Below are 10,922 nucleotides of genomic sequence, written 5' to 3'. Positions count from 1 at the left end.
TCGGGGTTGAGGCAACGGGTGCATTTTTTCATGTCTGATCTCCGATCGAGGATCTCAAGTGTGTCTGGCTCGGGTGGCTTTGACCCAAGTGGCTTTGACGATGCGTCAGGATGGCTTCGATGCAGAGGAAGTCGACCAGATCGTCCACCTCCAGCGCCTTTTCGCGGTCGGTCGGCACGCCCATGGTGTTATCATGGCAGAACCCGCGTTCATCGCGCAGGGCCTGGGGTGTCGAGATATAGAAACTGCCGTCCAGGGCAAAGACCGGCTCCAGGTCCTGGCGGCGGGGCAGGGTGGCGAAACTGCCGCCCGCGTAGGGGGTGATCGCGCCGGTTCCCGCGTCGCGCCGGACGGCGAAGGCGGGGTGCTGGGTCTCCATCGGGGCGATGCCCACGGCGGCGGTGATCCCCTGCGGGCGGGCATCGTCCAGCGCCTGAAGGGCGGCGTCGATGTCCCCCCCCTCGGTCAGGGGAGAGGTCGGTTCCAGCAGCACGAGGTAGTCATAGACCTCGCCCTCTGCCGCCAGGGTATCCAGCGCATGCAGGATGAAGCCGATGGACGGCGCGGTGTCGCTGGCCAGATCGGCAGGCCGCAGGAACGGAGTCTCGGCCCCATGGGCGCGCCCGATCCGGGCATAGTCTTCGCTGTCCGTCGACAGGATGACCCGGTCCACCGCGCGCGCGGCCAGGGCCGCCGCAATCGGCCAGGCCAGCAGCGGCTTGCCCATGAGCGGGCGGATGTTCTTGTCGGGCAGCCCTTTTGACCCGGCGCGGGCCGGGATCAATGCCAGAACTTTCTTGCCCCCGATCATGCCTCAGCCCGCCGGAGCCAGAATGTTCGGAGCGCTCACGAACTTGCCGCGCAGGCGCTGCATCAGCCGGTCCGAGGTCTTGGTCGTCCAGAACCGCACTGGCGAGCACTGCAGCCCGTGCTTTTCCTGCGCCGCGCGGATTTCGCGGTTCTGGCGCATGACGCTTTGGAAATTGCCGCCCGTTGCCCCGCCCGACCGCATGCGGACCCAGATCTGCGGGATGTGCCGCGACGGGATCTGATGGGTGTAGAAGGTGCGCAGCAGGAATTCGTAATCCGCCGCCAGCCGGTAGGTCAGGTCAAAGTTGCCGACCTTTTCATAGACATTGCGCCGCAGGAAGACGGTCGGATGCGCCGGTATGAACCCGGTCTCAAGCCGTGCGCGGGTGATCTGCCGGGACTTCCAGTGGCGTTCGATCTTCGCCGTATCCTCGGGATCGACATAGACCAGATTGGCGTGCACCGCGTCGATGGCCGGATCCTCAAAGGCGGTCATCACCTCTTGGATCACCGTGTCGGAACAGTAGAAATCGTCCGAGTTGATGAAGCCGATGATGTCGCCCGTCGCATGGGTCAGACCCTTGTTATAGGCGTCATAGATGCCCTTGTCGGGTTCGCTGACGATCTTGGTGATGCGCTGACCCAGGTCTTCGCAGATCTTGACGGTGTCATCCTTCGACGCACCGTCGATGATGATGTGGTCAATGTCCGCATAGGTCTGGGCGTTCACCGATTTCAGCGTGTCGCCGATGGTGCCGGCCGAATTCCAGCAGGCCGTCAGCAGGGTCATCTTGGTCATTCGGCATCCTTCCTGCGGACATGATCCGGGGCTTGTTTCAGCGGGCGGGGCAGGGGCGTGCCGTGCTGGTCCTTGTCGGACAGAAGCAGCGGGCGGCCGCCCAGCATTTCGGTGACCTGAGGCGCGATGTACCAGCTTTCCTCGGCACTTTCCATGTAACCGCCTTCGCAGAAATATTCGAAGACCACATCCTCAAGCGCATAGAAGCCATGGGCATATTTGGCGGCGATATGCACCCAGCCGTCCTCGGGGCCGATTTCGCTGTGCCAGATGGGGTCTTCGGGATCGTCGGGATTGGTGACGAAGTCGATGATTCGCCCCGAGATCACGCGAATGATTTTGTCCTGCAGATGCGGGGCGATCTGCCGGTGCAGCCCACGGAACACCCCCGCGGACGAAGAGGAGCGTTTAAGCACCACCCGGTCCGTTTCATAGAGGATCTCGACCTTGCCGCGGTCGTCGCCCAGGGTGATCGGTGCGGTTTCGAGGCGGGGGAACAGCATCGCCGGACCCTTACTTGAAGTTGGTGGCAAGGTAGGCTTCCTTGCGCGCCGTCTTCAGATCGCCCGCGACCATTTCGTCGACCATCTGTTCCAGCGTCGTCTCAGGCTCCCACCCCAGTTTCTGCTTGGCGTTGGTCGGGTCGCCCAGAAGGGTTTCAACCTCGGTCGGGCGGAAATAACGGGGGTCCACGCGCACGATCACGTCGCCCACCTTGACCGAGGGCGAGATCGCGGCGTCCACCGCCGTGACGGTGCCGATTTCGTCAACGCCCTCGCCGCTCCAGGTCAGGGTGATGCCAAGGCGCGCGGCGCTCATCTCGACGAATTCGCGGACCGACCGTTGCTGGCCGGTGGCGATGACGAAATCCTCGGGCACCTCCTGCTGCAGCATCAGCCACTGCATGCGGACGTAGTCACGGGCATGACCCCAGTCGCGCAGGGCGTCCATGTTGCCCAGGTACAGGCAGTCTTCCAGGCCCTGGCTGATGTTCGCCAGGCCTCGGGTGATCTTGCGGGTCACGAAGGTCTCGCCGCGGCGTTCGCTTTCGTGATTGAAGAGGATGCCGTTGCAGGCATAGATCCCATAGGCCTCGCGGTAGTTCACGCAGATCCAATAGGCATAGAGCTTGGCCACGGCATAGGGCGAGCGCGGGTAGAAAGGCGTCGTTTCGCGCTGCGGGACCTCCTGCACCTGACCGTAAAGTTCCGAGGTCGAGGCCTGGTAGAACCGCGTTTTCTTCTCCAGACCCAGAATGCGGATCGCTTCCAGCAGCCGCAGGGTGCCGATGGCGTCCACATCGGCGGTGTATTCCGGCACCTCGAAGCTGACCGCGACGTGGCTTTGCGCACCAAGGTTGTAGATCTCGTCCGGCTGGACCTGCTGCACGATCCGCACCAGGTTCGAGGTATCTGTCAGATCGCCATAATGCATAATAAAGCGCTGATCATCGACATGCGGGTCTTGATAGATGTGATCCACACGTTCGGTATTGAACAGGCTCGAGCGTCGTTTGATCCCGTGGACCTCGTACCCTTTTTCCAGAAGAAATTCAGCCAGGTAGGAGCCGTCCTGCCCCGTAATGCCAGTAATTAGGGCCTTTTTCACAATCGGGGTCCTCAGTACAGGAATTGGTCTTAAACCGTATTTCCATTCCGTTTAGCGACAGTTCCCTATCCCTTCAACCACCTGCCGCGCGGATATTGTGCCGTTAAGAAAGTCAGGCAGTCTTTGGCCGGTCTGCCCGATCTGTGACCGCAGGTTTAGCCGCCTGCGGAGACGTGAAAAATCGATTCAGGCCAAGCCTTTATACGTATTGTACCCCTGCCCAGGCCCCGTGGCAGGGGTGCGGGAAGATTACCGTTTCAACGGCTTGCCGATCTCCATGTCGGGGGTGATGGGGATGAATTCATCCTCGTCACCCGGGGGCAGGCGGAAGGGGCCGTTTTCCCAGTCGCCGGCTTTCCAGGCCTCTTTCGCGGTCTCGATCCGGTCGAGCGAGGATGAGACGAAATTCCACCAGATATAGCGGCTTTGGTTCATCGTGGCCCCGCCAAGCGCCATCAGACGGGCACCGCGTTCGCCCGCGCGGACGGAAATCGCGTCGCCGGGGCGGAAGACCATCATGCGGCCGGCCTCGAAGATGTCGCCGGCAACCTCGACCGAGCCTTCGGTGATATATAGCCCGCGATCCTCGTGGTTGTCGGGCAGCGGAAAGCTGGCGCCGGGCTCAAGCGTGACGTCCAGATAGAAGGTCTCGGACGGCAGGGTCACGGGGCTGCGCACGCCATAGGCCTCGCCCAGGATCAGCCGGGCCGAGGCCCCGCCGTCGCGCAGCATCGGAAGCGCCCCCTTGCCGTGGTGTTCGAAGGCCGGGTCCATGTCTTCGCGGTCCTCGGGCAGGGCGATCCAGGTCTGGATGCCGAACAGGCTGTGACGTTTGGCGCGCGTTTCGGCGCTGGTGCGTTCGGAATGGGTGACGCCGCGCCCGGCGATCATCCAGTTGACCTCTCCCGGGTGGATCATCTGATGGGTGCCCAGGCTGTCGCGATGTTCGAATTCGCCCTGGTAAAGGTAGGTGACCGTGCCCAGGCCGATATGCGGATGCGGGCGCACGTCGATGCCGCCTTCGGTGATGAACTCGGCCGGGCCCATCTGGTCAAAGAAGATGAAGGGCCCGACCATCTGCCGCTTGGGCGAGGGCAGGGCGCGCCGCACCTCGAACCCGCCGATGTCGCGGGCGCGGGGGATGATCAGCGTTTCAAGCGCGTCGGGACCGGCATGGGGGCCTTCGGGATTCTGGGTGGGATTCCAGCTCATGACGTTGCCTTTCTTGGCTGTGCCCGGATGCGGCGGGCGGCTTGGGGCCTGGGAAACGGTGTGGGGATCTATCTGCGGTTGGGCGTCACCATTGGATGACGTCGGCCAGGTCGTCGCGGTGGCGTTCCGCATAGGCGCGGAAGAAGGGGCACAGCGGCACGATCTTCTGCCCCCGCTCCCGGGCGTCTGCGATCGCGCGGCGGGCAAGGGCGGCGGCGATCCCCTGACCGCGCAGCGCATCCGGCACCCCGGTGTGATCGACGATCACCGTCCGGGGCGATGCCTTCGACAGGGTCAGTTCCCCTTCGGCCGATGTGCCCGCGACCCGGGCGACATAGCGGCCCTTGGTGTCGGTTTCGGTGTAGGTGATGACAGGGTCGGTCATGATCCAGGGCCTTTTGATTGGGGCAAAGGCGGGGCTTTGCGTTTCCGGGACGGGCCTGCGGCGTAGGGCAGGCCGGTTTGGTCAGTCGGCCAGCAGACGGGCCAGCGCCTCGGCCTCGGGTTGGCGGAGGTCGTGGCCGCCGTCGTGCACTTCGGTCGTGACCTCGGCCCCCTGGGCGCGGGCCCAGTCGATCAGCGCCTGGGTCATCGGCCAGGGGCAGATCGGATCGCGCCGCCCGGCGGTGATCAGAATGCGCCGCCCCTTCAGGCCCGGCACCGGGGCGGGATCCCAGGGGATCAGCGGGTGCAAAAGCCCGATCCGGTCGAACAGATCCGGCTGCGCCATGGCGACCGAGGCAAGGATATTCGCGCCGTTGGAATAGCCGAACCCATAGACCGGCGCGCCGGGGTGCTGCGCCTTGTGCGCCGCGACAAAGGCGGCCATCCGGTCGGTCCGGGCGGCCAGGTCCTCCATGTCATAGACGCCTTCGCCGGTGCGCCGGAAGAACCGCGCCGCGCCGAATTCCGAAACATCCCCACGAGGAGAGATCACCCCAGCCCCGGGCCGCAGCCCCTGCGCCAGGTCGAAGAACTGCGTTTCGTCCCCGCCGGTGCCGTGAAAGGCAAATAGCAGCGGGGCGCCGGGCGCGGGCGGGGTGGTCAGGGCGGTGTAAAGCTCGGTCGACATCGGGTTACTCCTGGATCTCGGGCAGGATCGCCTCGATCTTGCTGCGCAGGGGTTCGTAGCGGGTCGGCAGCTTCAGCGCCTCGCCCAGGTGCGCGGTGTCCTCGTCGCGGTCAAAGCCCGGTTCGTTGGTCGCGATTTCGAAGAGCACGCCGCCGGGGGTGCGGAAGTAGATCGCGTAGAAATAGTCCCGGTCGATGACCGGCGTGACCTGATAGCCGGTGTCCAGCAGCGCCTTGCGCACCTCGGCCTGGGCGGCGCGGTCTTCCACCGCAAAGGCGATGTGATGCACCGATCCCGCGCCCTGATGGGCCGCCGGGGCCGAGGGCACTTCTTCGATGTCGATCGAATTGGCCGCGTTGCCGCCGTCGATGACATAGCGTGTCACCGCGCCGCTTTTCTCGGCCTGTTCATAGCCCATGAAGCGCAGCAGCTCGGCCGCGCCGGCGGCATCGCGCAGACGCAGGCGGGCGCCGTGAAAGCCCAGAACGGCGGCGTCTTCGGGCACATCCGCGCCGGTCCAGCCGTTTCGGTCGCGGGGCTCATCCTCGACCAGCGCAAAACTGTCGCCATCGGGGCCGTCAAAGGACAGGCGGCGCTGACCCAGGAAGCTGTCTTCCTTCACGCCGGTCACGCCGTGATTGCCAAAGCGCCCGGCCCAATAGTCGATCGCGCCCTTGGGCACGGCGAATTCGGTCACGCCGACCTCGCCGGTGCCGCGCCGACCGCGCGGCATCCGACCAAAGGGAAAGGTGGTCATGACCGATCCCGGCGTGCCGACCTCGTCGCCGTAATACAGGTGATAGACGTCGGGCGCGTCGAAGTTGACGGTCTTCTTCACCCGGCGCAGCCCGAGGGTGCCGGTGAAGAACTGGTTGTTTGCGCTGGCATCCCCGGCCATCGAGGTGACGTGGTGCAGGCCCCGGATCTGATTGATCATTGGTGATTCCCTCATGTGTCTTTGCTTGGCCTTAAGATAGGGCTGGCCCATCATCCCGGGAATGATAATGTCGATGCATCTACCATTGCCAAAAATGCAACGATGACCGATCTGAAACCCGTGCGTGTCTTTCTCGAGGTCGCGGCCGAGAAAAGCTTTGCCCAGGCGGCCCGCAACCTTGCCATGACGCCGGCCAGCGTGACGCGCATCGTCGCGCGGCTGGAACAGGACCTGGGCCAGCAGCTTCTGGTGCGCACCTCGCGGCAGGTGGCGCTGACGGCCGCCGGGGCCCGCGTGGCGGCGCGCTTTGGTCCGATCGTGGCGGATTTCGACCGCGCGGCGGCGGATCTGGACCGCGCGTTGCGCCCCGACCGGGGGGTGCTGTCGGTCAATGTGCCGATGTCGCTTGGCCAGCGGCTAATGCCCGGCCTGATCTCGGCCTTCCGGCTGGCCTATCCCAATGTGCAGCTGAAGGTGACGCTGGCCGACCGGCTGATCGACATCCTGAAGGAAGAGGTCGACCTGGCGATCCGCATCTCGGCCCCGCCAACGGACAAGTCGACGATCTGGCGGCGGATCTGCGCAGTGCCCAGGCATGTGGTCGCGGCCCCTGCACTGTTCGACCGGGTGCCGCGCCCCGCGACGCCCGGTGCGCTGAACCCGGCGCTGTGCCTGTCTTACAGCGGCAGCGGTACGGCCGAGCACTGGCACTTTGCCCGCAACGGCGAGGCCCGCAGCATCACCGCCGGCAAAGATGTGATCTGCAACAACGGCGACGTGCTGCTGGGCCTGGCCTGTGACGGCGTGGGCATGACCCTTTTGCCGGATTTCCTGACGGTGGAGGCCCTGGCCTCGGGCGCGGTCGAACATGTCCTGCCCGAATGGGAGGTCGCGCCGCTGTCGCTTGGCATCTTTTATCCGCCCTACGACACGCTGCCGCCGCTGGTCGCCACCTTCACCGAGTTCTTCGAGGCCTACCTGCAGGACGAGGCCGGGTTCGATTTCCGCCCCGCGCGCCGCAGCGAATAGACCCTAACGCCCCGCGTCGAGCCGCTTTTCGATTGCGATCAGCCGTTGCAGCACCTCGTCCCGGTAGGTGTCGGTTGCGGCATTGCTTTCCTCGGCATGGGCGTCCTGCATCGAGTTCACGATCAGGCCGACCACAAGGTTCACCACGGCAAAGGTGGTGATCAGGATGAAGGGCACGAAGAAGATCCAGGCCTCGGGGTGGACCTCCATCACCGGGCGGACGATGCCCATGGACCAGGATTCCAGCGTCATCACCTGGAACAGCGTGTAAAGCGACCGGCCAAGGGTCCCGAACCAGTCGGGGAAGGTGGGCGCGAACAGCTTGGTCGCGATCACGGCCGAGATGTAGAAGATCACGCCCATCAGCAGAAAGACCGAGGCCATGCCAGGCAGGGCCGAGATGAAGCCCTCGACCACCCGGCGCAAGGTCGGCGCGACCGATACGACGCGCAACAGCCGCAGGATCCGTAGCGCCCGCAGCACCGAAAGCGCACCGGTCGCCGGCATCAGCGCGATGCCCACGACCACGAAATCGAAGACGTTCCAGGCATTGCGGAAGAACCGCCAGCCCCGGGCGTAAAGCTTGGCCACCAGTTCCGCCACGAAGATCGCAAGGCACGCGGTGTCCAGCGCCACGATCAGCCCGCCTGTGGTGTTCATCACGCTTTCCGAGGTTTCCAGACCAAGGATCACGGCGTTGAACAGGATCACCCCCATGATCGTGTAGCGAACGGAAGACCGGTCAAGAAAATCGGACAGGGACTGGCGCATATCGGGCTGGGCTCCTTGGAAATCCCAAGGGATCTAGGCGGTTTGCGCAGCGGTTTCCAGTGGTGGGCGGGGAAAGGGCAGATGTGCTGATATTCAGGGCACGAACTGCGCTGGAATTAATTTTTTTGGCGGAGTTCGACGGGGAAGAAGGCACCCCCGGCTCTGAGCGAAAGAAGACGCAGACCGATCCATAGCCCCGAGGTGTAACGGGCAAGGCGCAGACGGCAACCGGCACGCAACGCCAGTGCGCCACGTGCCGGGTAGGACTGGCAGGTCTGCTTTCGTCGGGCGAAAGAGGCCTGAAGACCCAGTCGTCAGTCGTTGTAGCCGTAGAAGTCGTTCACCTCTTGCGGGCGGTCGGGACCGGGTTCGAAGACCTCAAGCAGCACGTTGTCCGGCGCGGCGACCATGAAATAGGCGCTGCCGTCGTTGCGCTTGATCGGGTTGGGCAGATGCACGCCGCCGGCCTTCATTCGGTCGTACAGGTCGTCGATGCCCACGACCTGGAAACCCAGGTGGTGCACCGCGTTGCGCCCCAGATCGCGAGGCTGCTGATCATACAGGTGGATCGCACCGATGCCGATCTTCATGAAGACGTTGCGCGATCCGGCATAGGGGCCATCGTGCGCCACGACCGCATCGAACCAGCGGGTGTAGAAATCAATGGTCGCCTCGATGTCCGAACAGAACAGATGCGCGTGATGCATGTGGAACCGGGCCTTGCTGCCATAGGGATAGCGCCAGTTCGGGTTGGTCTCTTCGGTCATCTCTCATCCTCCTCAATGTGATGGTCCGCGACATCCGGGACGGCCAGGCCCGATGGCGGGCAGGGTTGGCCAGAGGATGCAGGACCCTTTATTGATAGTCATATTGGTATCAGTCAATGCAAATTCAGTATTTTATTTGCGATCAAATTCCACCTAGCCTGACCCCAAGCCGTTCAGAGGAGGACGGCAACAGATGGATCTGCAGGGCACAGCGACCCGATCGCCCCGCCCTGCAATCCGCCCAGGAGGAGAGACCAGATGGTCAGATTCACAAGCATCTACGAGATGTTGGCAGACACCACGGCCCGCCACGGCGACAGCCCGCTTTTTGCCGTGCCCGCGCGCATGGCGCAGGCCTGGTCCATCCCGGCCGAGCTGAGCTATGCGCAGGTCCTGGCCGAGGCCGACCGCCTGGCCGAAGCCTATGCCGCGCGGGGCTACGGCGAAGGCGATGTCATCGGACTGGCCTTCGAATCCCGTCCCCAGCACATGCTGCATTACTACGCGCTGAACCGGATCGGCGCCTGCATGATCCCGCTGAACACCGAACTGGCGGCGGTCGAGCTGGCCTATGTGCTGGATCATTCCCGATGCTCGGCCATCGTCGCCCTGCCGGAACTTGAGGCCCCGCTTGCCGCCGCACGCGCCGCAGCCGCCGCCGACATCCCGATCGCTTATGACGATCCCTCTGACCTGCCCCAGGCCCGGGCGGATCGCTGGCGCTTTGATCCGCAGGCCGATCCGCTGAACCGCGCGGCCGCGCTGCTTTACACTTCGGGCACCACCGGCAAGCCCAAGGGCTGCATCCTGTCGAATTGCTACGCGCTGGCCTCGGGGCAGGCTTATGGGTCGCCCTGGGGGGACAAGACCCTGCGCGCCGGCGTGGACCGGGTGCTGAATCCTCTGCCGCTGTTCCACATGAATTCGCTGATGCTGACGGCGGGGGGCGTGGTCGATTGCGGGGCCTGCCTGATCCTGCCCGGACGGTTCAGCCTGTCGAACTGGTGGTCGGACATCCGCGAAACCCGGGCGACACGGTTCCATTACCTCGGGCTGATGATCCCCGCGCTCATGTCGCAGCCCGAAACCCCGGCCGACCGCGATCACGCGCTGCACAGCGGCCTGGGTGCCGGGGTCGATCCCGCCCATCACGCCGCCTTCGAAGACCGGTTCGGCGTGCCGCTTCACGAAGTCTGGGGCATGACCGAGGTTGGCCGCGGCCTGTTTGCCGCGCAAGAGCCGCGCCACATCGACACCCGCGCCTGCGGCCGTCCTCGCAAGGGGGTGCTGGCCCGGATCATGCGCGAAGACGGCAGCACCGTCCCAGATGGCGAACCCGGCGAACTGGTGGTGCGCAGCGACAGCGACGATCCCCGTTTTGGGTTCTTTTCCGGCTACCTCCATGATCCCGACGCGACCGAGGCGATCTGGCACGAAGACTGGCTGTGCACCGGCGACATCTGCACCCGGTCGCCCGACGGCATGTTCTTTTTCGTCGACAGGAAGAAGAACATCGTTCGCCGCAGTGGTGAAAACATCGCCTCGGCCGAGGTTGAAACCGCGCTGTCCCGGGATCCGCGCGTGGCGCAGGTGGCCGTGCTGGCCGTCCCCGACGCGATGCGCGATGAAGAGGTCATGGCCTGTGTCGTGCTGAAACCCGGCGCGGATGCGACCGGACAGACAGCGCAGGGGCAGGCCGCGCTGGCCCGCGACATTGTCGACCAGGCCCGCGCCCGGCTGACCAGTTACAAGCTGCCCGGCTGGATCTATTTCATGCAGGCCCTGCCGGTCACGGGCACGCAGAAGGTTCAGAAACACCGGATCTTCCCCGACGGCTTTCGCGAAGATCTGGATCTGCCGGGCCTGCATGACTGTCGCCCGCTGAAGGCGCGGAAACGGGCCGCCGTGCCGGGCTAG

At 64.6% G+C, this 10,922-nt stretch carries 12 protein-coding genes; 2 read left to right on the top strand and 10 right to left on the bottom strand.

Annotation, left to right across the window (positions count from 1 at the left end):
* Nucleotides 1-28: 28 nt before the first annotated feature.
* The 8 genes from BMX99_RS17425 to BMX99_RS17390 all read right to left on the bottom strand — a co-directional run bounded on the left by BMX99_RS17425 (nucleotide 29) and on the right by BMX99_RS17390 (nucleotide 6,438).
* Complete coding sequence (locus BMX99_RS17425) at nucleotides 29-811, bottom strand: acylneuraminate cytidylyltransferase family protein (protein WP_093454880.1); 783 nt, start codon at nucleotides 809-811, stop codon at nucleotides 29-31.
* Between the two features lie 3 nt (nucleotides 812-814).
* On the bottom strand, nucleotides 815-1,609 hold the full coding sequence (locus BMX99_RS17420; RefSeq protein WP_093454879.1) for a glycosyltransferase family 2 protein: 795 nt from the start codon (nucleotides 1,607-1,609) through the stop codon (nucleotides 815-817).
* The gene (locus tag BMX99_RS17415) at nucleotides 1,606-2,112 is read right to left on the bottom strand and encodes a dTDP-4-dehydrorhamnose 3,5-epimerase family protein (protein WP_093454878.1); all 507 of its coding nucleotides are present in this window, start codon (nucleotides 2,110-2,112) and stop codon (nucleotides 1,606-1,608) included. Before BMX99_RS17415 ends, BMX99_RS17420 begins: the two co-directional genes overlap by 4 nt.
* 10 nt (nucleotides 2,113-2,122) lie before the next feature.
* A complete protein-coding gene (gmd, locus tag BMX99_RS17410) occupies nucleotides 2,123-3,217 on the bottom strand; it encodes a GDP-mannose 4,6-dehydratase (RefSeq protein ID WP_093454877.1) in 1,095 nt (364 codons plus the stop codon).
* A gap of 249 nt (nucleotides 3,218-3,466) precedes the next feature.
* Nucleotides 3,467-4,429: a pirin family protein gene (locus tag BMX99_RS17405; RefSeq protein WP_093454876.1), complete on the bottom strand. Its 963-nt coding sequence runs from the start codon at nucleotides 4,427-4,429 to the stop codon at nucleotides 3,467-3,469.
* Between the two features lie 85 nt (nucleotides 4,430-4,514).
* Complete coding sequence (locus tag BMX99_RS17400) at nucleotides 4,515-4,817, bottom strand: GNAT family N-acetyltransferase (RefSeq protein WP_409371787.1); 303 nt, start codon at nucleotides 4,815-4,817, stop codon at nucleotides 4,515-4,517.
* Nucleotides 4,818-4,895: 78 nt separating this feature from the next.
* A complete protein-coding gene (locus BMX99_RS17395) occupies nucleotides 4,896-5,501 on the bottom strand; it encodes an alpha/beta hydrolase (protein WP_093454874.1) in 606 nt (201 codons plus the stop codon).
* Nucleotides 5,502-5,505: 4 nt separating this feature from the next.
* On the bottom strand, nucleotides 5,506-6,438 hold the full coding sequence (locus BMX99_RS17390; protein ID WP_093454873.1) for a VOC family protein: 933 nt from the start codon (nucleotides 6,436-6,438) through the stop codon (nucleotides 5,506-5,508).
* A gap of 102 nt (nucleotides 6,439-6,540) precedes the next feature.
* Between BMX99_RS17390 and BMX99_RS17385 the strand changes: the two genes are divergently transcribed.
* Nucleotides 6,541-7,467 (top strand): LysR family transcriptional regulator, encoded by a 927-nt coding sequence (locus BMX99_RS17385; RefSeq protein WP_093454872.1) that lies wholly within the window; start codon nucleotides 6,541-6,543, stop codon nucleotides 7,465-7,467.
* A gap of 3 nt (nucleotides 7,468-7,470) precedes the next feature.
* On the opposite strand, the gene BMX99_RS17380 is transcribed toward BMX99_RS17385, so the two are convergent.
* Together BMX99_RS17380 and BMX99_RS17375 are read right to left on the bottom strand one after the other, a co-directional pair.
* Nucleotides 7,471-8,238: an ion transporter gene (locus tag BMX99_RS17380; protein ID WP_093454871.1), complete on the bottom strand. Its 768-nt coding sequence runs from the start codon at nucleotides 8,236-8,238 to the stop codon at nucleotides 7,471-7,473.
* 314 nt (nucleotides 8,239-8,552) lie between these two features.
* Nucleotides 8,553-9,005: a VOC family protein gene (locus tag BMX99_RS17375; protein WP_093454870.1), complete on the bottom strand. Its 453-nt coding sequence runs from the start codon at nucleotides 9,003-9,005 to the stop codon at nucleotides 8,553-8,555.
* Nucleotides 9,006-9,263: 258 nt separating this feature from the next.
* Here BMX99_RS17375 and BMX99_RS17370 point away from each other — a divergent pair, with 258 nt between their 5' ends.
* Nucleotides 9,264-10,922 carry an AMP-binding protein gene (locus tag BMX99_RS17370; RefSeq protein WP_093454869.1) on the top strand — a complete coding sequence of 553 codons (1,659 nt, stop codon included), beginning with the start codon at nucleotides 9,264-9,266 and terminating at the stop codon, nucleotides 10,920-10,922.

Source organism: Pseudooceanicola nitratireducens (assembly GCF_900109195.1).
Classification (GTDB): Bacteria; Pseudomonadota; Alphaproteobacteria; order Rhodobacterales; family Rhodobacteraceae; genus Pseudooceanicola; species Pseudooceanicola nitratireducens.
The sequence above is the reverse complement of the archived record's forward strand: the minus strand, read 5'-3'. Positions and strand labels throughout refer to the sequence as shown.

Excerpts from the sequence above, each read along its gene's own strand:
- BMX99_RS17425 (WP_093454880.1), bottom strand. The coding sequence starts at position 811 with ATGATCGGGGGCAAGAAAGTTCTGGCATTGATCCCGGCCCGCGCCGGG.
- BMX99_RS17420 (WP_093454879.1), bottom strand. The coding sequence starts at position 1,609 with ATGACCAAGATGACCCTGCTGACGGCCTGCTGGAATTCGGCCGGCACC.
- BMX99_RS17415 (WP_093454878.1), bottom strand. The coding sequence starts at position 2,112 with ATGCTGTTCCCCCGCCTCGAAACCGCACCGATCACCCTGGGCGACGAC.
- BMX99_RS17405 (WP_093454876.1), bottom strand. The coding sequence starts at position 4,429 with ATGAGCTGGAATCCCACCCAGAATCCCGAAGGCCCCCATGCCGGTCCC.
- BMX99_RS17395 (WP_093454874.1), bottom strand. The coding sequence starts at position 5,501 with ATGTCGACCGAGCTTTACACCGCCCTGACCACCCCGCCCGCGCCCGGC.
- BMX99_RS17390 (WP_093454873.1), bottom strand. The coding sequence starts at position 6,438 with ATGATCAATCAGATCCGGGGCCTGCACCACGTCACCTCGATGGCCGGG.
- BMX99_RS17385 (WP_093454872.1), top strand. The coding sequence starts at position 6,541 with ATGACCGATCTGAAACCCGTGCGTGTCTTTCTCGAGGTCGCGGCCGAG.
- BMX99_RS17380 (WP_093454871.1), bottom strand. The coding sequence starts at position 8,238 with ATGCGCCAGTCCCTGTCCGATTTTCTTGACCGGTCTTCCGTTCGCTAC.
- BMX99_RS17375 (WP_093454870.1), bottom strand. The coding sequence starts at position 9,005 with ATGACCGAAGAGACCAACCCGAACTGGCGCTATCCCTATGGCAGCAAG.
- BMX99_RS17370 (WP_093454869.1), top strand. The coding sequence starts at position 9,264 with ATGGTCAGATTCACAAGCATCTACGAGATGTTGGCAGACACCACGGCC.